Source organism: Phormidesmis priestleyi ULC007, assembly GCF_003003695.1.
Classification (GTDB): domain Bacteria; phylum Cyanobacteriota; class Cyanobacteriia; order Leptolyngbyales; family Leptolyngbyaceae; genus Phormidesmis_A; species Phormidesmis_A priestleyi_A.
Genome location: NZ_PVWG01000009.1, coordinates 1 through 18,198, shown reverse-complemented (window position 1 = coordinate 18,198; position 18,198 = coordinate 1). Strand labels below are relative to the sequence as shown.

At 50.3% G+C, this 18,198-nt stretch carries 22 protein-coding genes; 15 read left to right on the top strand and 7 right to left on the bottom strand.

Translation table 11 applies throughout. The features are described 5' to 3' along the window. The first annotated feature begins 31 nt into the window (after positions 1 to 31). From C7B65_RS10140 to C7B65_RS10105, 7 genes are all read left to right on the top strand, one after another. Positions 32 to 598: a CesT family type III secretion system chaperone gene (locus C7B65_RS10140; protein WP_073071772.1), complete on the top strand. Its 567-nt coding sequence runs from the start codon at positions 32 to 34 to the stop codon at positions 596 to 598. 435 nt (positions 599 to 1,033) lie between these two features. Further along, positions 1,034 to 3,871 (top strand): DNA methyltransferase, encoded by a 2,838-nt coding sequence (locus C7B65_RS28745; RefSeq protein ID WP_223257373.1) that lies wholly within the window; start codon positions 1,034 to 1,036, stop codon positions 3,869 to 3,871. Positions 3,872 to 3,919: 48 nt separating this feature from the next. Then, complete coding sequence (locus C7B65_RS10125) at positions 3,920 to 4,120, top strand: hypothetical protein (protein WP_073071773.1); 201 nt, start codon at positions 3,920 to 3,922, stop codon at positions 4,118 to 4,120. Positions 4,121 to 4,192: 72 nt separating this feature from the next. Beyond that, positions 4,193 to 4,426, top strand: a complete 234-nt coding sequence (locus C7B65_RS10120; protein ID WP_073071774.1) for a type II toxin-antitoxin system HicB family antitoxin — start codon at positions 4,193 to 4,195, stop codon at positions 4,424 to 4,426. Beyond that, positions 4,419 to 4,658 (top strand): type II toxin-antitoxin system HicA family toxin, encoded by a 240-nt coding sequence (locus tag C7B65_RS10115; RefSeq protein ID WP_073071775.1) that lies wholly within the window; start codon positions 4,419 to 4,421, stop codon positions 4,656 to 4,658. The genes C7B65_RS10120 and C7B65_RS10115 overlap by 8 nt, the downstream gene beginning before the upstream one ends. Positions 4,659 to 4,733: 75 nt before the next feature. Beyond that, positions 4,734 to 5,312 carry a Uma2 family endonuclease gene (locus C7B65_RS10110; RefSeq protein WP_073071776.1) on the top strand — a complete coding sequence of 193 codons (579 nt, stop codon included), beginning with the start codon at positions 4,734 to 4,736 and terminating at the stop codon, positions 5,310 to 5,312. Positions 5,313 to 5,411: 99 nt separating this feature from the next. Further along, on the top strand, positions 5,412 to 6,629 hold the full coding sequence (locus C7B65_RS10105) for a lipid-A-disaccharide synthase-related protein (RefSeq protein WP_073071777.1): 1,218 nt from the start codon (positions 5,412 to 5,414) through the stop codon (positions 6,627 to 6,629). A 21-nt stretch (positions 6,630 to 6,650) separates the two neighbouring features. Here the strand turns inward: C7B65_RS10105 and C7B65_RS10100 are convergent, their stop codons facing one another. After that, on the bottom strand, positions 6,651 to 7,382 hold the full coding sequence (locus tag C7B65_RS10100; RefSeq protein WP_073071779.1) for a Uma2 family endonuclease: 732 nt from the start codon (positions 7,380 to 7,382) through the stop codon (positions 6,651 to 6,653). A gap of 12 nt (positions 7,383 to 7,394) precedes the next feature. Between C7B65_RS10100 and C7B65_RS27780 the strand changes: the two genes are divergently transcribed. Together C7B65_RS27780 and C7B65_RS10095 are read left to right on the top strand one after the other, a co-directional pair. Next, the gene (locus C7B65_RS27780; RefSeq protein ID WP_181314379.1) at positions 7,395 to 7,544 is read left to right on the top strand and encodes a hypothetical protein; all 150 of its coding nucleotides are present in this window, start codon (positions 7,395 to 7,397) and stop codon (positions 7,542 to 7,544) included. 27 nt (positions 7,545 to 7,571) lie between these two features. Next, entirely contained in the window at positions 7,572 to 8,156 is a 585-nt protein-coding gene (locus C7B65_RS10095) for a Uma2 family endonuclease (RefSeq protein WP_073071781.1), read from the top strand. Between the two features lie 72 nt (positions 8,157 to 8,228). Here C7B65_RS10095 and C7B65_RS10090 read toward each other — a convergent pair whose 3' ends face one another. After that, entirely contained in the window at positions 8,229 to 8,966 is a 738-nt protein-coding gene (locus tag C7B65_RS10090) for a 2-phosphosulfolactate phosphatase family protein (RefSeq protein WP_073071783.1), read from the bottom strand. Between the two features lie 363 nt (positions 8,967 to 9,329). Between C7B65_RS10090 and C7B65_RS10085 the strand changes: the two genes are divergently transcribed. Next, positions 9,330 to 10,265 carry a phosphoribulokinase gene (locus tag C7B65_RS10085; protein ID WP_073071785.1) on the top strand — a complete coding sequence of 312 codons (936 nt, stop codon included), beginning with the start codon at positions 9,330 to 9,332 and terminating at the stop codon, positions 10,263 to 10,265. On the opposite strand, the gene C7B65_RS10080 is transcribed toward C7B65_RS10085, so the two are convergent. Further along, positions 10,246 to 10,812, bottom strand: a complete 567-nt coding sequence (locus tag C7B65_RS10080) for a 5-formyltetrahydrofolate cyclo-ligase (RefSeq protein WP_280523177.1) — start codon at positions 10,810 to 10,812, stop codon at positions 10,246 to 10,248. The genes C7B65_RS10085 and C7B65_RS10080 overlap by 20 nt on opposite strands. Positions 10,813 to 10,899: 87 nt before the next feature. On the opposite strand from C7B65_RS10080, the gene C7B65_RS10075 reads away from it, so the two are divergent. From C7B65_RS10075 to C7B65_RS10060, 4 genes are all read left to right on the top strand, one after another. Continuing rightward, entirely contained in the window at positions 10,900 to 12,480 is a 1,581-nt protein-coding gene (locus tag C7B65_RS10075; protein ID WP_073071788.1) for a peptide ligase PGM1-related protein, read from the top strand. A gap of 139 nt (positions 12,481 to 12,619) precedes the next feature. Continuing rightward, a complete protein-coding gene (locus tag C7B65_RS10070) occupies positions 12,620 to 13,027 on the top strand; it encodes a hypothetical protein (protein WP_073071790.1) in 408 nt (135 codons plus the stop codon). Between the two features lie 4 nt (positions 13,028 to 13,031). After that, a complete protein-coding gene (locus C7B65_RS10065) occupies positions 13,032 to 14,297 on the top strand; it encodes a glutamate-5-semialdehyde dehydrogenase (protein ID WP_073071792.1) in 1,266 nt (421 codons plus the stop codon). Positions 14,298 to 14,315: 18 nt separating this feature from the next. After that, a complete protein-coding gene (locus C7B65_RS10060; protein ID WP_073071794.1) occupies positions 14,316 to 15,035 on the top strand; it encodes a Crp/Fnr family transcriptional regulator in 720 nt (239 codons plus the stop codon). On the opposite strand, the gene C7B65_RS10055 is transcribed toward C7B65_RS10060, so the two are convergent. From C7B65_RS10055 to C7B65_RS10045, 3 genes are read right to left on the bottom strand one after another with little or no spacing between them, the layout of a single operon-like run. Then, a complete protein-coding gene (locus C7B65_RS10055; protein WP_083582907.1) occupies positions 15,018 to 15,860 on the bottom strand; it encodes a YwiC-like family protein in 843 nt (280 codons plus the stop codon). The two genes, C7B65_RS10060 and C7B65_RS10055, sit on opposite strands and share 18 nt — an antisense overlap. Before the next feature lie 21 nt (positions 15,861 to 15,881). Further along, a complete protein-coding gene (locus C7B65_RS10050; RefSeq protein WP_073071796.1) occupies positions 15,882 to 16,208 on the bottom strand; it encodes a cupin domain-containing protein in 327 nt (108 codons plus the stop codon). Positions 16,209 to 16,243: 35 nt separating this feature from the next. Then, positions 16,244 to 17,047, bottom strand: coding sequence for an SAM-dependent methyltransferase (locus tag C7B65_RS10045; protein ID WP_073071797.1), 804 nt, complete (start codon positions 17,045 to 17,047; stop codon positions 16,244 to 16,246). A 220-nt stretch (positions 17,048 to 17,267) separates the two neighbouring features. On the opposite strand from C7B65_RS10045, the gene C7B65_RS10040 reads away from it, so the two are divergent. After that, positions 17,268 to 17,609 (top strand): pyridoxamine 5'-phosphate oxidase family protein, encoded by a 342-nt coding sequence (locus C7B65_RS10040; RefSeq protein WP_083582909.1) that lies wholly within the window; start codon positions 17,268 to 17,270, stop codon positions 17,607 to 17,609. 47 nt (positions 17,610 to 17,656) lie between these two features. Here C7B65_RS10040 and C7B65_RS10035 read toward each other — a convergent pair whose 3' ends face one another. Further along, the gene (locus tag C7B65_RS10035; protein WP_219898471.1) at positions 17,657 to 18,022 is read right to left on the bottom strand and encodes a hypothetical protein; all 366 of its coding nucleotides are present in this window, start codon (positions 18,020 to 18,022) and stop codon (positions 17,657 to 17,659) included. Between the last annotated feature and the right edge of the window lie 176 nt (positions 18,023 to 18,198).

Below are 18,198 nucleotides of genomic sequence, written 5' to 3'. Positions count from 1 at the left end.
TAGGGTGGAAGAAAGCGACCCTATAGAACTCATGATTCAAGAAGAAATTGCTAAGACACTGACCGACTCATTTGGCGCATCGGTTCAAACGTCAGATGCCAACTCATATCAGGTCGAGACCGATCAGTTTCGGGTGTTGGTGCTGCTTTCAGACGATCAATCGTGGCTGAGAATTTTGGTGCCGATCGTGCCCGCCCAAGATGCCCAACCCTATCTAGCAGAATTGTTAGAAGCAAACTTCGACACGACTCAAGAAGTTCGCTATGCGCTGCATCAAGAAGTGTTGTGGGGAGTCTTTCAGCACAGTTTAGCGGGGTTGACGATCGCTGACTTCACCACCGCAATTCAACGATTGATCGCTCTGCGTGAACTGGGCATCGACACAGGGTTTAGCACCTTTGCCGAAAAGCGAATTCGCCAAATTATTCAAGCCGCAAAACGCCAGGGGCAATCGCTAGAGTTGACGATGAAAACCCTCGATCGCTTCTATCAAGAAGGCATGATGGGCGAAATGGAAATGGGCGCGCGATCGCGAGAAGACGTGTTAGCCGCATGGCAACGCCAGTTAGAGCGGCTCTGGCCAGACGTGGAGCCGTAGAAGTTTAGGAATTGCCCTCACCCCCAACCCTCTCCCGCAGGAAAGGGGAGCTAGAAATCTTGTTCCCTCTCCTGCGGGAGAGGGCTAGGGTGAGGGCGAATTCATACCCGGATTCAGCAGTGCCTAGAAAATAACTCGGCGGTTTGACCTCTGAAGTTCAAACTTAAGGCTCAGAGCTTGAACGATGGAGCAAATTGCTCGACGCTCCGAGTTCAGAACCTCAACAATCCGAGTTCAGAAGGTCACCGATCAACTAAAAAGCTTGACGCTCCGAGTTCAGAACCTCAACGATCGAGCTTGAAGCTTGACGCTCCGGTTCAGAACGTCAACGATCGAGCTTGAAGCTCGATCGGTAGGGTTAAGGTGGGAACACTGAGCGCTAACTCTGTGTTTATCGATCGCTCTTTTCCTTTGCTCCCCCACCGAACTCCCCCCATGCCAGCCACACCCGCAAGCCTCCAAAAATTTGTCCAATATTGCCAGCAGCATCTTAAAGGTGACGAGAAAGGCGAGTCGCAAAACTTTCTCGATCGCTTCTTTCAGGCGTTTGGGCATGAAGGCGCGATCGAAGCGGGGGCAACGCTGGAGCAACGGGTAAAAAAGGGCAGCAAAAAAGGGAATACGGGCTTTGCCGATCTTGCCTGGAAGCCCCATTTGCTGATTGAGATGAAGAAGCGGGGCGAAGACCTCAATAAACATTACGCGCAAGCCGTCACTTATTGGATGCATTTGCAGTGTCCTAGCTATGTGATGCTGTGCAACTTCGATGAGTTTTGGATCTACGACTTTAAAAAACAGTCAGAGGAGCCGATCGAGAAGATTTCGTTAGAGCGGCTGCCCGAACGGGTCGGGGCGTTCACGTTTATGAATCCAGAGTTGGATCGGGTGCCTGTTTTCAACAATAATCTGGTGTCGGTGACAGAGAAAGCGGCGGGACGCATGGGCGAATTGCTGACGATGCTGATCAAACGATCGCGGGATGCCGTTGATCCTCAGACTGCCCAGCGGTTTGTGCTGCAATGCGTGTTGGCAATGTTTGCAGAAGATCGAAAACTGTTGCCAGAGGATCTGTTTATTAGCCTGGTGCGCGAGTGTTTGGAGCGATCGCGCCAGGGCAAACCATCGAACACCTACGATATTTTAGGCAACTTGTTTCAGGAGATGAATCGACCGGGCATTGCTCCGGCGGGGCGCTATCAGGGCGTGGATTATTTTAACGGGGGCTTGTTTCGGGAGGTGCATCTGCTAGAGCTAGTCGAGAAAGAATTGCAACTGTTGGAGGCGGCAGCTTCACAAGACTGGAAAGCGGTGCGTCCGTCGATTTTTGGCAATATCTTTGAGTCGGCGATCGGCAAAAGCAACAGCACCGAACGCCATGCCCACGGCATTCATTTCACGTCTGAAGAAGACATTCTCAAGATTGTGCGCCCGACGATCACGCGCTATTGGGAAGACAATATCGCGCAGGCAACTACATTGGCTGAACTCTTCACTTTGCAGACGGAGTTGCGCCAATATAAGGTGCTTGATCCGGCGTGTGGGTCGGGCAATTTCCTCTACATGGCGTATCTGGAGCTAAAACGGCTGGAGCGTGTGCTGCAAGACAAGATCGATGCCCGTCGCAGGTCGGAAAGTGGGCAGGGGCAGATGAGCATTGGCTTTGTTACGCCGCAGCAGTTTTACGGCATGGACACGAATGCGTTTGCGGTGGAGTTGGCGCGAGTGACGCTGATGATTGCCCGCAAAGTGGCGATCGACCTTTGCGATATTCATGATCAGCCCGCTCTGCCGTTGGATACGCTGGATGAAAATATTGTCTGCAAGGATGCGCTGTTTACGGAGTGGGTGAAGGCAGACGCGATTATTGGCAATCCGCCGTTCTTGGGTGGCAAGCATTTGCGGATGAATCTGGGGGATGAGTATATCGATCGTGTTTTTAAGCGCTTCCCTAATGTCAAAGATTCAGTTGACTTTTGTGCTTACTGGTTTCGATTAGCTCACGACCAAATTGACGAAAACGGTCGAGCAGGATTAGTTGGCACTAACTCAATTAGTCAAGGTAAAAGCCGAATTGCCGCATTGGATTATGTGGTGCAGAACGGCGGCGTGATTTATGATGCGGTCTCGACTCAGGTGTGGTCGGGTGAGGCAAATGTTCATGTGAGTATTGTGAATTGGGTTAAAGAACCCTCACCCCTAGCCCCTCTCCCTGGGGGAGAGGGGGACAAGACAATCCGGCTCCCTTCTCCCCCAGGGAGAAGGGTTGGGGATGAGGGCAAATCCACAAACACACCGCCAACCATGCTTTGCTACCTCGACAATCAACCCGTCCCCTACATCAATTCATCCTTGAAATCGACCGTTGATGTTTCGCAAGCTGTTCGCTTGAAAGCAAATCTCAACCAATGCTTTCAAGGTGTGATTCCAGTTGGCAAAGGCTTCATCATTACAGAAAAGCAGGTAAATGATTGGGTCAAAACTGATCATAAAAATAGGGAAGTACTTAAGCTTTTTTCAATGGGCGCAAACTTGGCACAGGAAGTAAATGGAAAGCCTGAGCGATGGATTATTGACTTCAACGATATGCCGCTCGAAGACGCGAGTGATTATAAACTTCCTTTCACTCATGTGAAAACCAACGTTAAGCCAGAACGTGATAAAAACCGTAGAGAAGCAACTAAGCTCAACTGGTGGAAATATGGCGAGAAAAGACCCGCGATGAGAAAAGCGATCGCTTCCTTGTCCCATTGTTTTGCAATACCCAGAGTCTCAAAATGGGCAGTTTTCATTCCCTTTCCATCTGGATGGCTACCTGGCGATCTAAACATAATTCTTGCATCCGAAGACTTCTACATTCTTGGAATTCTCACCTCAAACGTTCATCGAACCTGGGTAAAATCACAAAGTTCCACGCTGAAGGGCGATACTCGCTACACTCACAACACCTGTTTTGAAACCTTCCCCTTCCCCCAAACCCCAGCCCTCGACCTGATCACCACCATCCGCGCGATCGCTCAAGAACTCCACGACTACCGCAGCGCCCAAATGGAGAAAAAACAGTGGGGCATCACCAAACTCTACAACGAATATTTTCACGAACCCACCAGCCAACTCTTCAAACTCCACGCCCAACTCGATGCGATCGTCCTTCAAGCTTACGGCTTCAAACCAGACGATGACCTGCTCGAAAAACTGCTGACGTTAAACTTAGAATTAGCAGAAAAAGAGAAAAATGGGGAAGCGATCGTCGGGCCTTGGGCACCCACACAATAAACTTGGTGAACCCACTGTTTTAGTTAAAGCACACCCGGAGTAACCGTTATGGAACCCACTATCTCGCTCGATGCACAAGCCCTCAAAGCTCTGATCAAAGAAAGCGTTCGTGAAGTCATGCGCGAAGAGTGGTTCAAATTCTTCGACCTGCTGACTCCCCACGTAGACAACGAAGAGCAAGCCGCGATCGAAGCCTCATTCTCCCCAACTGATCACCCAGATACCGACTTCGTTGACATCACAAACTAGTTTGGCTTCTCGCCTACAATTGTGGCAGACACAATTTAATTTAAGCGGGCATCTCCGCTTGCAAGCCTCACTATGGATCTACGCAAAACCATCACAGCCGTTGTCCATCCTGGCGAACAGCGCGGCTACATTGCTGAATGCTTAGAGATTGCCGTCATCACTCAGGGAAATACCCTAGACGAATTGGTAGACAATCTACGAGAAGCGGTTGCTCTGCATTTAGAAGACGAGGATACTGCGCTGCTTGGATTTATTGAACATCCTGTCCTCATCGTCACATTTGAGCTACTGCCAGCCTATGCCTAAACCCAAAAGGCTTTCAGGGGCTGAGGTGATCGAAATTCTCAGCCAGTTTGGCTTTACCGTCTATAGCCAAAAAGGAAGCCACGTCAAGTTGCGTCGTGTCGGTATGAACGGCAATGAAACTCTGACGATTCCAAATCATCGCGAGTTAGACACAGGCACCTGCAAAGCTATCTTTCGACAAGCAAGCCAGTATATTGCTGAAGCAGAACTGCATCCTTACTTTTACAGCTAAGGGCGTTGCTTTTGGCACAGCAAAGCTGCCCGATAGAATGAATCAACAGCTTGAACGACTGGGAGTTAACTTGCAATGATTTCTCAAACAGAAAAAAATTACACCCTCGAAGAGTATCTGGAACTCGAAGCCAACTCCGAGGAGCGGCATGAATACATGGATGGAGAAACAATTCTAATGCCTGGTGGACTGCCAAATCATAATCGGATTGCTGGTAATTTCTATGCAGCCCTAAACTTTGCCTTGAAGCGGCAACCTTACGATGTATTCATCACCGATCAACGATTGTGGATTCCTCGCAAGCGCATCTACACTTACCCTGATGTCATGATCATTCAAGGAGAACTGCAACTTCAGGAAGGACGAAGAGATACCCTAACCAACCCGATAATGATTGCCGAAGTGCTGTCAAACTCAACGGAGGCTTATGATCGTAGCGGCAAGTTTGCAGCCTATCGCACCATTCCATCTTTTCAGGAGTATGTCTTAATCGATCAATACGATCGCCACGTTGAGCAATACTACAAAACCGAACCCCGCAAATGGATTTTTTCTGAGTATGACGGCGCAGAAGCCATCCTCTCGCTCAATTCCGTCCCTTTTGAAATCGCCCTTGCGGATCTCTACGACAAAGTAGATTTTGAGGCAGAATAACATCGCCCTTCTACGATCGCCTTAGTCAATCCAGGCGATGATGTAAATACATCACGCAAAATCCGTTTCTGCTTCTGGCACCCCTTAGGATAGTTACCAATGCGATTACTTTGTCTTAGCAATGGGCATGGAGAAGACGCGATCGCCGTTCGCATTTTGCAAGCCCTTGAGCAAGAAGGCTTTTCGCAGATTGAAGCACTGCCGATCGTGGGAGAAGGACACGCCTACGCCAAACTTGACATCCCGGTGATTGGCACTGTCAAAACGATGCCCTCCGGCGGCTTTATTTATATGGATGGACAGCAACTCGCACGAGACATTCAAGGCGGTTTAGTGCAGCTAACGTGGGCGCAGATTAAAGCAGTGCAGGCTTGGGCGAGAGAAGGCGATAGATTTATTCTCGCAGTCGGAGACATTGTGCCTTTGCTGTTTGCGTGGCTCAGTGGCGCACCTTATGCATTTGTGGCAACCGCAAAATCAGAATATTATTTACGTGACGAGAAGGGCTGGCTGCCGCGCAAATCGTGGTGGGACGATCGCTTAGAGCGCTGGACAGACTGCATCTTTCAACCTTGGGAACGCTGGCTGATGCGTCGCCCTCAATGCAAAGCGGTTTTCCCTCGCGATCGCATCACTGCCAATATCCTCAAGCGCTTCGACGTTCCAGCCTTTGATCTCGGCAACCCAATGATGGATGGATTGGCATGGCAGAACAATACAACCGATCCTTCAGTGTTGACGATCGCGCTGATTCCCGGCTCCCGTCCGCCCGAAGTCTATGACAACTGGGAAATCATTCTACGATCGCTAGATGGATTGCTAGAACACTTTAGAAAGCCATTGCAACTTATAACCGCCGTTGCACCTGGATTAGACTCCGAAAAATTGCATCAAATCCTAATATCTTATCGCTGGAAACGATGTGAAATCAATCACTATAAAATCGGTTTTGGTGAAAAACAAGCAACGCTAGAGTTAGCACCCAATCGATTTGCAGAATGTTTGCAGCGATCGCAGGTCGCGATCGCAATGGCAGGCACCGCAACCGAACAGTTTATCGGGCTTGGCAAACCCGCGATCATTATTCCAGGCAACGGCCCTCAATTTACCTCAGCGTTTGCAGAAGCCCAAACCCGCCTGCTAGGAGCCTCTGTGACTCTGGTCGAGCAGCCCAATCAAGTAGCAGGTGCGCTGCAATCTTTGTTGAGTGACCCCGATCGACTTCAGACGATCGCCGAAAATGGTCACCGCCGCATGGGAGAACCCGGAGCCGCCCATCGCATCGCTACCTGCCTGCTTGAAAAAATGGGCAGCTAGACTCTTAAAGTGCATCGCGCCTCACAAATCTTCAGGATCGACTCCTAATTCGCGTAACTTTTCGGCTAGACGCTGCGATCGCTGCCGTTCTTCGTTTGCCCGCTGCCGTTCTTCGTCTGCCTGCTCAGATCCCCACAGCAGTAACTCTCCTGATTCAGTCCACCAGCATAACCAATTTCCCGTCCGATCTTGCCTTGTGCCTTGCCAAACTCCTAAAAATAGTTGCACTTCAGGAACCCAGTAGCGCTGTTCGGAGTTGGGAAACTGTGGCTCATATAAGCCTGCACGATCGAGGTGATAGACTTCCAACGCGGCAGATTCTGGCTCGAAGATCACATAGCTAGGAACGCGAAGGACTCGTTCATAGAAGAACCATTTCCCTGGCGGGTAGCTGGGTTTGCTCGAATATTCGGTGCCTGGAGTCTCGGATAGAAATTCCATGACGATGGCAAGTTCATCTCCGTCAAGTCGTGGCGTGTAGCTGCGTTCTACTTGTTGAAGCGGGACACGAATCGCCGGGATCAGACTCCAGTCGGGAGCTTTGACGACCATTTTGCTGTCGATCGTGGCGCAAATTGCATAGTTGGTTGTAGTCGCGGCAGTGCCAAGTCGATCGTTGGCGGCGAGGCTTTCTGTGAGAGCGGCGGCGAGGGCGGGTTGAGTCCGATTATCCACAGGGTCGTCAGGTAGGGGATAGTCATCGGGAAGCTTTTCCCAAGTGACCACGAAGGAGGTTGACTGAGCTATCGTCATGGAAATTTCCTCATGAACGAGCGTTATTTTTCATTTTACGAGCTTGATGGTGCGATCGCTCTGCAAGCTCGCAAGAAGCGCGTTCAGTCTTCTCATATGGCTGACTCTCAAGCGGCGATAGGTTCGCAAATCGTCCCAATCCCTAAAAACAAGCGACAATAGAAGCGACAACGGTCACGGAGACACATCATGAGTCAAACCGTCCCAGAAAAAGTCCGGTGGACGACCTCCGATCTCGAACTGCTCTCCAACGACGAGTGGAAGCGCTACGAAATTATTGATGGAGAACTGTTTGTGACGAGAGCGCCGCACTTCAGACACCAATCCGTGATTCGGAACATCTGCACCGAACTCCAAGATTGGTCAGAAGAGACTGGACTAGGAGAAGCCATTCCCGCTCCTGGACTAATCTTTACCGAAGCCGATAACGTGATCCCAGATCTAATCTGGATTAGTGTCAATCGGCTCGATCGCTTCATGGATGCTGCCGGACACCTTACAGGCGCACCCGAACTGATCATCGAAGTTTTGTCTCCAGGCGCAACCAATGAGCGACGAGACCGAGAAGCCAAACTAAAACTCTATTCCATACAAGGCGTTGAAGAATATTGGATCGTCAACCGAGAACTTCAAGAAGTCGAAGTCTATCGTCAACAAAATCGCATCCTCAAACAGGTAACGATTCAATCTGCTCAAGATGAAATCACCTCTCCGCTCCTGCCCGGATTTCGATGTTTGGTGCAAAGGTTCTTCCGACAGATTGGGAGAGCGTGAGAAATTACCGCAATTCAGGCGAAGCGTTTCCTACAGAATTGCGCTGCCCGATCGTAGTAAGTCTCCATCTGATTAGCGGTTCCTGACCAACACGCCAATTTCGCGCTGAATCGGCAAGACATCCAGCACGTCAGTTTGGGCGCAGTATTTGAGATCGTCGTGGCAATCGAGACGCAGCAATCGCTTACCGTGACTCGCGAGATGAAAGAGTCCCAGCAAATTATCTTTCCACTGCTCATAAAGAGCGACGGCTGCGGCCAATTCATCATTTCCGGCAAGTTCTTCCAAAGTGCAGTTTAAGCCTGCTAAAAGACTGTGAGCGATCGCACCCGCACACACCGTATCTTCAAGCGCAAACGATCCTTCCCAGCCTGCACCAACAATCCAAACCGTTTCAGGACGCTGGCTCAACACATAATCTACGACAGCCCGGCGATTAATTAGCGCTGCCGCCAACACACTCGGAGATGCCTGAACGATTTCTAACGCGCGAGTGCCATTGGTCGTGCTCATAAATAAGCGCCGATCGTGCATTCGTTCTGAAGTGCAGTCTAACGGCGAATTGCCCAGGTCATAGCCTGCCACTTTACCGCCGCCTCGCTCTCCAGCTCTGAGCCGCTTTTCGGGTGCCCACGCTGCACTTTCTTGCATCAGCTTGTCAAGATCACTAAACACCTGAACCGCTTCTGCACCCACTGATAGCGCCTTCACGATCGTAGTCGTTGCCCTCAGCACGTCAATGGCGATCGCGCAATCGGCAACATTCTGAACAGGCGTTAACTCAGGCGTGTGATAGAGAAAAATTTTCATAGGGGGATGACTTGCAAGCGGCTGGTGTAGCGATCGGGATAACAACTCTTGACGTTGAGCAGAGACCCTGAGCGGGTTAATTCAGCCCTAATAGAGTCGCTAAGATATCAGAATAGCGGATGCTTGTGTTTGAAAGATCACGATTTCTTTAGGTCTTCTATAGAGTTAAAGCAATGGAGAGAACACAGACTGGCGTATTGCAATGATTCGTCAGACCGTCTTAGATTTCAACGCTCACCTGAGTATAGGGACATAGAGCTTACGACGATTTGCTAACTAACATTGCTTCCCCTGACATTCCTCCCTAAAATTAGACCAGCGCTGGTCGTTGAACTGGTTTAAAAATCTGCACGGGAGGACTTCATGACGCAACGCCCCATCATTCTTGGCATTGTTGGCGATAGCGCAGCAGGAAAGACCACCTTGACAAAAGGAATTGCCCAGGTGTTGGGGGAAGAAAACGTCACCGTAATCTGCACCGATGATTATCACCGCTACGATCGCACTCAACGGGCAGAGTTAGGCATCACTGCCTTGCACCCCGACTGCAATCATCTCGACATCATGCAGCAGCACCTGTCCCTACTCAGAACGGGGCAGCCAATTCTCAAACCAGTTTACAGTCACAAAACAGGCACCTTCGAGGCACCGAAATATATTAAGCCGAGCCAGTTTTTGATCGTTGAAGGGCTGTTGGGCTACTCAACGCGTGGCGTGCGAGATTGCTATGATGTCAAGGTTTATCTGGCACCGCCTGAGCCACTGCGAACTCAGTGGAAAGTCAAACGCGATACGCAAAAGCGGGGCTATAGTGCCGAACAGGTTCTCGCAGAGTTGCAGAAGCGCGAACCCGATTCGGATCAATATATTCGACCGCAGCGATCGTGGGCAGATATAGTAGTCAGCTTTTATCCACCCGATGATCAGTTGCAGGAAATGAATGGACACTTAAATGTGCGCTTGGTTTTGCGTCCGACGATCCCGCATCCTGACTTAAGCCAAGTCATTACGCCGTCTAATCCAAATCCGCCTCCCGCGATTCGATTAGGGCTTGAGCGAGATATGGGCAAACCCGTCGATGTGTTAGAGATTGACGGACACGCCACCAACGAGCAGGTGCGAGAGCTAGAAAAGTTTATCTGTAGCGAAGCGCCGCACTTATTAAACGTCTGCAATCGAGAGATGAACCCAGAGATCGGCAGAGTTGCCGGAACGACGGGAGAAATTATTCAAAGCTATCCGTTGGCGCTGACGCAGCTCTTGATTGTCTACCACATGCTCAAAGCAACGACGCACTAATGGCAAGGTATTCTCGTTCAGTGCAAATTCCTTGCAAGGGCTGATCCCAGGGATCGATCGCGAACTCAGAAACGACTGCAAACTCAAAGACGACTCCGATCGTGCGTTTGCCCTGCCACTCTGGGGCGCTGAGGAGACGATCGTAAAATCCGCCTCCATAGCCCAAACGATAACCTCGTCGATCGCAGGCCACGCAGGGAACCAAAATCAAATCAACGCGATCGGGTTCCACAATTGGACTGTCACAATGCGGTTCAACGATGCCATAAGCGCCAATCTGTGGCGGAACCGATAGAGTATGCCACGACAAAGACGACCCGACACAGCGCGGAAAGCCCCAGGTTTTATCGAGCGAAAAGAGTGCCCTGAGATCAGGTTCCTGTCTAAAGCTAAAGTAAGCCAGAATTGTATTTGATTGCTGAACGATCGATAAAGCGTTTAAATGGTGACAAAGCTGCTGACTCTTTTGCTGCCATTCTTTGAGTGAAAGCGATCGCCGTTTTGCTAAGAGCGATCGGCGCAATTCTGGCTTCGCCATTCCACCCATTTAACTTTCTTCCTTCAGCACGTATTGCGAATCATAATTCAATCTGTATGATCGCTCATATCCCATCTTATGCGGGAGATAGTCGGCATGAACACGCTCAATCTAGAGGCTCCGATCGCGAAATTTCAGCATCTTCAAGACGAATTGCGCGATCGCTGGCGCAAATCAGACGAGTTTGACATTAGCGATGCTGATATTGTCGTCATTCCCTCGATCAGCATCGACCAGCGAGAACTCCTGAAGATTGAGGGCTTTTCACACTATGAAGAACGGCTGCTGTTTTCTCTGATTCGGTTGAGAAACCCTCGGACGCGGCTGATCTATATCACGTCACAGCCGCTTCACCCCAGCGTGATCGATTATTATCTGCAACTCCTACCCGGAATTCCTTTTTCTCATGCCCGCGATCGTCTGTTGTTGCTCTCGACCTACGACAGTTCGACCAAGCCTTTGAGTCAGAAAATTCTTGAGCGTCCTCGACTCATAGAGCGAATTCGTCAGGCAATCGATCGCGATCGGGCTTACATGATTTGCTATAACTCCACGACTCTGGAGCGAGATTTATCAGTCGAGCTAGACATTCCATTATTTGCCCTTGATCCCGGTTTGCTGGAGTGGGGCACTAAAAGCGGCAGTCGCCAAATTTTTACCGAAAGTAGAGTTCCTCATCCCGATGGCAGTCTTCTCGTCCACAACGTTAAAGATCTGGCGATCGCCACCGCCGAACTCTGGGAACGGCAACCCGATTTAAAGCGCGTCGTCATTAAACTAAATGAAGGATTTTCGGGAGAAGGCAACGCCCTGCTAGATCTGCGTCCGCTTGCAGAAATTGCCCCCGGCTCGGCAACTCATAGCCAGCGCGTGACGACCATTCTCGACCAATTTCAGGCGCTTCACTTCGAGTCAAAAGCTGAAACCTGGGAAAATTATGGCAGTCGCATTCCAGAATTGGGCGCGATCGCAGAGGCGTTTATTGAAGGAGACGAAAAGCGATCGCCCAGTGTTCAGGGGCGGGTCAATCCCCTGGGAGAAGTCGAAATTCTCTCAACCCATGACCAAATTCTCGGCGGCCCCAATGGTCAAATCTACCTTGGTTGTTGCTTTCCCGCAGATGAAGCCTATCGATTGCGGCTCCAAGACTTAGGCTTGCGAGTCGGCAAAAAGCTAGCAGAGAAGGGCGTGTTAGAACGGTTTGGGTTAGATTTTGTCGCTGCTCGTCACCCCGATAGTGGGGAATGGGAGTTTCAAGCGATCGAGATCAACCTCCGCAAAGGGGGCACCACTCACCCATTTATGACGCTAAAATTTCTCACTAACGGGCGCTATGATCTCGCCAGTGGGCTATTTTATAGCCAGCAGGGGCGCGCCAAATATTACAAAGCAACCGACAACCTGCAAAGAGAGCATTATCGAGGCTTATTACCTAACGACTTGATGGACATCATCGCCTATCATCAGCTTCACTTTGACACCAGCACCGAGACGGGCACAGTCTTTCATTTGATGGGGTGCCTGTCAGAATTTGGCAAACTCGGCTTAACCAGCATTGGCAACTCACCCCAGCAAGCCGAAGAGATTTATCGGCGAGTGGTGCGGGCGATCGACGAAGAAACCAAACCCGACCACTCAGCCCACAACCTGGCAATGCACTGGAACAGTGGCTACTAAAAATCTGCCTCGTGCGGCAAATCGCAACTGATTCTTAAGTTACGGTCGATACCCAGAGAGAGGATGATAAAATTCGCAACAGGATCGGTGATCTCGTTCACCCCAATTGATTAAAAAATTCTTGTGCCCCTCGTCGCTTGTGCAATCCCCAAAAGCCCACAAGATCGAATTAAATAGCGATTATCCCTGTCCTTGTCGTCGTCGCGGACGCTTGACCCCGATTACCCTGACCGAAGCGTTTGGCTGTAGTCGCTGTCAGCAGATTTTTGTGGTCGAAGAAGGGGGCTACGTCATTGAGCAGCTTGCGACCACTTATCCCTATAAACGATCGTGGCGCTGGACTGGGCACCAGTGGAATGTGGTTCATCCCGGTCTAGGCGATAGCTATTTGCCTCTAGCCTTGGGCATTCTGCTCGTTTTGTTAAGCATTTGGCTACCTGTGGCGCTCAATTCTGGCACGGGTGGCAGCATCATCCTTTGGGCGATCGTGGCGCTGCTTTTGGCAGTGTTGCCTGCGCTCATGGTCTGGTTAGCTTATCGCCGTTAGCGCCATGACCCCCCAACCTTCTAGCCCTCCACTCGACCCTCTGATCGCCGTTCGCAATGCCTACCAATCGTCCTTAGAGATCTCAACGGCTAAGGGCACAGTTCGCAGTCGGGCAGTGCAGGCGATGGCAAAAGCTTTAAAAAGCCATCAAGACGACATTCTAGAAGCCAACACCCTAGATCTAGAAATGAGCCGCGAAATGGCGGTTCCAGAACTGCTGCTCGAATGGCTCAAACTAACGCCAGAACGAATTCAAAACACGATTCAGATTTTGCAGCATCTCAGCGAGTTGCCCGACCCGATCGGGCGTGTGATGACCGCAAACTTTCAGGTAGACCAGTGCCAAACTTATTCTCAGTTGATGCCTTTAGGCGTGATTGCGCTGGTCTATGAAGCGTTTCCAGATTTGGGCGCGATCGCCGCAGGTCTGTGCATTAAGACAGGCAATAGTTTGATTCTCAAAGGCGGAAGTGAGGCAAGTCACTCAAATGCAGCCGTTGCCCAAGCGCTTCAGTTTGCCATTGAAGATGCCGGATTGCCGCTGGACTGTTTACAGTCACTTCCTGCCGATCAAGGGGCATCGATTCGAGATTTGATCACTCAAGACCGCCACTTAAATCTGGTCATCCCTTATGGGCGACCAAGCTTGATTCAACAGGTGGTGCGCCAGTCTACGGCACCTGTGTTGAAGTCTGCGATGGGTAACTGCTATCTGTCTTGGTCACCTTCTGGCAGTTTAGAGATGGTTCGCTGGATGGTTCTTGACAGTCACATGAGTGAGCCTGATCCAGTCAACGCGATCGAGAAGGTCTTGATTCACCCTCAGCAAAATCCCTCCTCTCTGAGGATGCTCTGGGGCAGTTTAAGAGAGAAGGGATTTGAAATTCGGGGCGATGCTCGTCTAGTGGCTGAGTTCCCAGAATTACGCCTCGCTGAAGACTCTGAATGGAACCAGGCCTATCTCGATCGCATTGTCGCGTTTAGAACAGCCGACGACCAGAGCGCTGCCATTGACTGGATTAATCACTACAGCAGCGGTCACGCCGATTGTTTAGCCACCGAGTCTTATCAAGAAAGTCGAGAATTCGCTTTGGGGGTCAATAGCGCTTCGACCTATATCAATGCGTCTCCCCGTTTTTATCGCAACCCCAAACGAGGCGATGCCATCTTTTTAGGAATGTCCAATCAAAAAGGGCATCGTAGAGGGCTAATCAGTCTGGAAACGCTCACCACAACTAAGCACATCGTTCAGGGAACCGGACCGTTTTAAACAAGTTGACTATCAACGATGCAAGCAACCCTTGAGCAATTGACGGCGATCGCGATCTTTGCCAATCTGAAATCGATCGAATTAGCACGATTGCAGCCTTGTACCGAGGTGCGGCACTACCAGCCGGGAGAGACTGTAATGGGCGAAGGCGATCGCTTACCTGCAAAACTCTACGCGCTATCGGAAGGTGTGCTGCAAATTGCCAAAACAGCAACGACAGGCAAAGAAACCATCCTTCGCACCCTGTCGGCTGGCAATTTTTTTGCGGCTCCTGCCTTACTGGGCAATGGCATCGCTCCTGCAACCGTGACGGCTAAAAGCAATTGTTGGGTTTTGACCCTTGAGCGAGCGCCACTGCTAGAAGCGATTCAACACCATCCAGACATCGCGCTGCAAATGATGCAAGTGTTAAACCAGCGAATTCAACAACTCCACGAAACGGTTCACGGTCTGGTGTCAGAACGGGCGATTGTGCGGCTGGCGCAATTCATTCAACGTTCTGCCTTGCAGTTTGGAACGATACCCAGTGCATCAGGTCAGCAGTTAAAGGCAAAGCTCCCTTACTATCAAATCGCTCGCAGCATTGGCATTACTTACGAAGAGTGTGTCCGACTGTTCAAAAGCATCGGTGCGATCGTGACTTATCAGCGCGGCAAGCTGACCATTTTGGACGAGGAGGCATTAGGCGCAGTGGCTTCAGGGATAGAAGTTCTGCTTGATTCACAGAAGGGCAGTTAAGCGGGCTGGCAAAACTGAAAGGGCAACAATCGCCAAGAAACTCAGCGCACTCAACGTTTCTATTAGAGCAACCGTCTGAATTGGAGCCGTGCGATACCACGCTTGCTGCCAAACAATTAGCCCAAACTTGAGCAAGACGACACTCACCGCCAAGGCACTCAGCAGAGGCAAAATACCAAAGCCATAAAGTCCGCTAACCATTAGCAACGCGATCGCGTGATACACTCCTCCCGGTATGAGAGAACTAGTCTTCGATTTTCGCAATTTTACGGTGAAAATCGCGCTGCCAAAAAACAAGGTGTTGAGTGCCCACAAGCCAAAAACCAGGCTAGAAAGAGTTCCCGTAGTTGCAGCATAGGCAAAAGGTGCAGAGAGACAGACTGCCGCAAAGGTGACTAATTCGTTGACGATCGATTTCTGTTCGCGATAGAAAACAGCGGTGGCATCGATCAAAAAGGCAGCGATCGCACCCAAGTAAAGCCAAAGCAAAATTGGATGCTGAAGATAGAGAGCGATCGCGATCGCCAGTGCAACACTCAAATACAACCCGCCCCACACTAGGAACCGAGGTTTGAGACTGCGGCGCTGCTTAATCTGCAACACTAGGGGATGTTCTGCCTGAAATCCACAGAAAGCACAGACCAGCGCTAACGTGGTTGCCCCCGTCCAAGTTTGAGCGGCGGCGGCTCCGGTCAAAAAGGAAACCATCAGCACCACATAAACCCCATGCTCAGGAGAAAATGTGGGGTGATACCACTGCGATCGCACAGAACTAGATGCTTTCGCTGCGATCGCGGTTGAAGTTGTCGAGGTTGAGTCAGTCATCGGTTGATTGGGTCGCTAAATTCACCACTTGCTGTGCAAAAATGCCAGCGTTGAATTCGTCGTCTGTAAGGCATGGGGTGCATTGGCAGGCATGATGATAAAGACTCCCGGCTGTAAACGAATCTCGCGTCCCTCTAAGGTCAGAGTTCCTTGCCCTGCCACAACCATTACGGTGACATTGCGCGGTGATGTGTGTTCTGCGATCGTCGTTCCTGCTGCCAGACACATGAGGCTATGCTGGGTCTGCTCATCTTTGTGTAAGGGTTTGTTCCGCACTCCTGTTTCAGGATAGTCAGCCTGTTCATTGAGATCAGTTACGAGAGAAGTGATAGGTGTTGTAGGATTCATGATTGTTATTAAAAAATTACGTGAAGTGTTCTTTGCTAGTGAGCGATTACCCCTTCGGGGAACTGCAAAGCAACCGCGCAGAGGACGATGTAGCCCAAGTCTTGCTGGTATTGCTGAAAGACGCGACGCATTGCCAGCACTCGTTTTCGCAAGGGCGGCTGAGTCAAGATGTTCCACAAAATTTTCGCGGTGCCGATCGTGCCTTCATCCTGCAACATCCGCCGGGGATTTAACAAATTCATTGCGCCCATGTGGTGCTGCTGCACCGTCAGTCCAGCAGTTTCACAAGCAGCCATCCAATTCGCTTCTGAGAGGGGTGTCGAATTGACGCGAATCGCCTCGGCTAAAGCGCGATGAATTTCGGCTTCTCGGTCGTGAACCGCTAACTCGTGAGAAAGAAATTTTCCACCCGGCTTGAGGCGATCGTGAACACCCGTCAGAATTTTTGCTTTCCCACTCGGTGACTGCATCGTCAGAATGGCTTCTGCTAATACATAATCAAACTGTTCACTCAAACGATCAAGGTGAAAGATATCGCCTTCGATGATTTGAATCTGATTGCTTAACCCAGCCGCCGCAACATTGGCGCGGGCACGGACAACACTGTCAGGATTCTTCTCGATTCCAACGACCCGCAGGTTGTAGCGTTGAGCGATCGCGATCGCGCTATCGCCAAAGCTAGAAGCCAACTCTAGAACCGTTTCGCCCGGCTGAAAGCCTGCCCATTGAAACAGTTGCTCAGTGGCAACTCGTCCGCCCGGTCGCAATGTTTTCTTACCCGCAGCCGCTAAAAGCTGATGTCCTGACGCAGTTTCAAAATTGAGCTTTGTCTGAGTCATGGTCTTGACCTCACTGGTGAAACGAGCTGGTCTTGGGTCGAATGCAGTCAGAAAAGAGGATGGTCGCTCAGGGTTAGCCCCTTGCCGAACTCCCAGACCTCGGTTTGACTACTTCTTCACATTGACATGCTCTAGACCTGAGTACTATGAGGTAGCTCATACTCACCCCAGCAAATTTCTGGCAAAGTCGAAGTATCGACAGTTTCAAAAGAGAAGGACAGTGTTAGACATCGATGAAATGGGACAACGAGAAATTCAAGGCTTCCTGCAACAGGTAGGATACGGTCATCTTGGATGCATCCACAAAGGAAAACCCTACGTAATGCCAATGCATTATTATTTTGACGACCCAGCCATCTACCTATTTACGACCGAAGGCATGAAGACTCATGACATCGACACGAATCCAGAAGTCTGCCTACAGATTGAAGAAATCCACGATCCGCTTCATTGGCGCAGCGTGATTGTAAACGGTCGAGCCGATCGCCTCACCGAGCAGCAGGATATCGATCGGGCAATGCAATTCATCAAGGAGCGCAATCCAACCCAGATCAAACCGTAGCATGTGCCATCTTGCGCTGGTCAACACCCTGATTGATGGGCAAACGATCACGGAAACACGGTTTTCGCTTCAGGTGCGTGTCCTAGCTTAATGTAAGCCGCTGCTCTAAGAACAATTTGCGAGTAGAGAATCTTTTGAATCTCTAAGCTGGGCACACGACTCGCAGCTACCTTGTAAGCTGTGATTTCTCCTTCTAGACTCCAATCACTTTGGGTAATGTAGTGGTCATAGTCGTGCATCACCAGAAACGCAAACCCATAAAACGGGTTGGGATAGATCGAATTGTCATACCCCTCTTCGGCAGAAACCCAAAGATGACCTTGCTCAATATCAGCAAACATCTCAGCAGCATTTTTGTAGCGCAGGTCATCAGAAAATTGAGGATTGAGGGGAGTTTGCCGAAACTCTTGCATTAGCCAGTTGCATAGTTCTTGCTGAGTTGAGTCAGAAATCTGAACAGACTCACTGTCTAAATAGAGTTTGGCAAGGTTCTCAATTTTAGAAGTTGTTTGGGGTGCGACCTCTACTTGATTTAATCATTCAATCATGATATTACCTCAGTGATGCAACCAAGAGGGGTGAGTATGAG

What these genes read in the sequence shown, in the direction of transcription:
- C7B65_RS10140 (WP_073071772.1), top strand. Translation starts at nt 32, where the DNA reads ATGATTCAAGAAGAAATTGCTAAGACACTGACCGACTCATTTGGCGCA.
- C7B65_RS28745 (WP_223257373.1), top strand. Translation starts at nt 1,034, where the DNA reads ATGCCAGCCACACCCGCAAGCCTCCAAAAATTTGTCCAATATTGCCAG.
- C7B65_RS10125 (WP_073071773.1), top strand. Translation starts at nt 3,920, where the DNA reads ATGGAACCCACTATCTCGCTCGATGCACAAGCCCTCAAAGCTCTGATC.
- C7B65_RS10120 (WP_073071774.1), top strand. Translation starts at nt 4,193, where the DNA reads ATGGATCTACGCAAAACCATCACAGCCGTTGTCCATCCTGGCGAACAG.
- C7B65_RS10115 (WP_073071775.1), top strand. Translation starts at nt 4,419, where the DNA reads ATGCCTAAACCCAAAAGGCTTTCAGGGGCTGAGGTGATCGAAATTCTC.
- C7B65_RS10110 (WP_073071776.1), top strand. Translation starts at nt 4,734, where the DNA reads ATGATTTCTCAAACAGAAAAAAATTACACCCTCGAAGAGTATCTGGAA.
- C7B65_RS10105 (WP_073071777.1), top strand. Translation starts at nt 5,412, where the DNA reads ATGCGATTACTTTGTCTTAGCAATGGGCATGGAGAAGACGCGATCGCC.
- C7B65_RS10100 (WP_073071779.1), bottom strand. Translation starts at nt 7,382, where the DNA reads ATGACGATAGCTCAGTCAACCTCCTTCGTGGTCACTTGGGAAAAGCTT.
- C7B65_RS27780 (WP_181314379.1), top strand. Translation starts at nt 7,395, where the DNA reads ATGAACGAGCGTTATTTTTCATTTTACGAGCTTGATGGTGCGATCGCT.
- C7B65_RS10095 (WP_073071781.1), top strand. Translation starts at nt 7,572, where the DNA reads ATGAGTCAAACCGTCCCAGAAAAAGTCCGGTGGACGACCTCCGATCTC.
- C7B65_RS10090 (WP_073071783.1), bottom strand. Translation starts at nt 8,966, where the DNA reads ATGAAAATTTTTCTCTATCACACGCCTGAGTTAACGCCTGTTCAGAAT.
- C7B65_RS10085 (WP_073071785.1), top strand. Translation starts at nt 9,330, where the DNA reads ATGACGCAACGCCCCATCATTCTTGGCATTGTTGGCGATAGCGCAGCA.
- C7B65_RS10080 (WP_280523177.1), bottom strand. Translation starts at nt 10,812, where the DNA reads ATGGGTGGAATGGCGAAGCCAGAATTGCGCCGATCGCTCTTAGCAAAA.
- C7B65_RS10075 (WP_073071788.1), top strand. Translation starts at nt 10,900, where the DNA reads ATGAACACGCTCAATCTAGAGGCTCCGATCGCGAAATTTCAGCATCTT.
- C7B65_RS10065 (WP_073071792.1), top strand. Translation starts at nt 13,032, where the DNA reads ATGACCCCCCAACCTTCTAGCCCTCCACTCGACCCTCTGATCGCCGTT.
- C7B65_RS10060 (WP_073071794.1), top strand. Translation starts at nt 14,316, where the DNA reads ATGCAAGCAACCCTTGAGCAATTGACGGCGATCGCGATCTTTGCCAAT.
- C7B65_RS10055 (WP_083582907.1), bottom strand. Translation starts at nt 15,860, where the DNA reads ATGACTGACTCAACCTCGACAACTTCAACCGCGATCGCAGCGAAAGCA.
- C7B65_RS10050 (WP_073071796.1), bottom strand. Translation starts at nt 16,208, where the DNA reads ATGAATCCTACAACACCTATCACTTCTCTCGTAACTGATCTCAATGAA.
- C7B65_RS10045 (WP_073071797.1), bottom strand. Translation starts at nt 17,047, where the DNA reads ATGACTCAGACAAAGCTCAATTTTGAAACTGCGTCAGGACATCAGCTT.
- C7B65_RS10035 (WP_219898471.1), bottom strand. Translation starts at nt 18,022, where the DNA reads ATGCAAGAGTTTCGGCAAACTCCCCTCAATCCTCAATTTTCTGATGAC.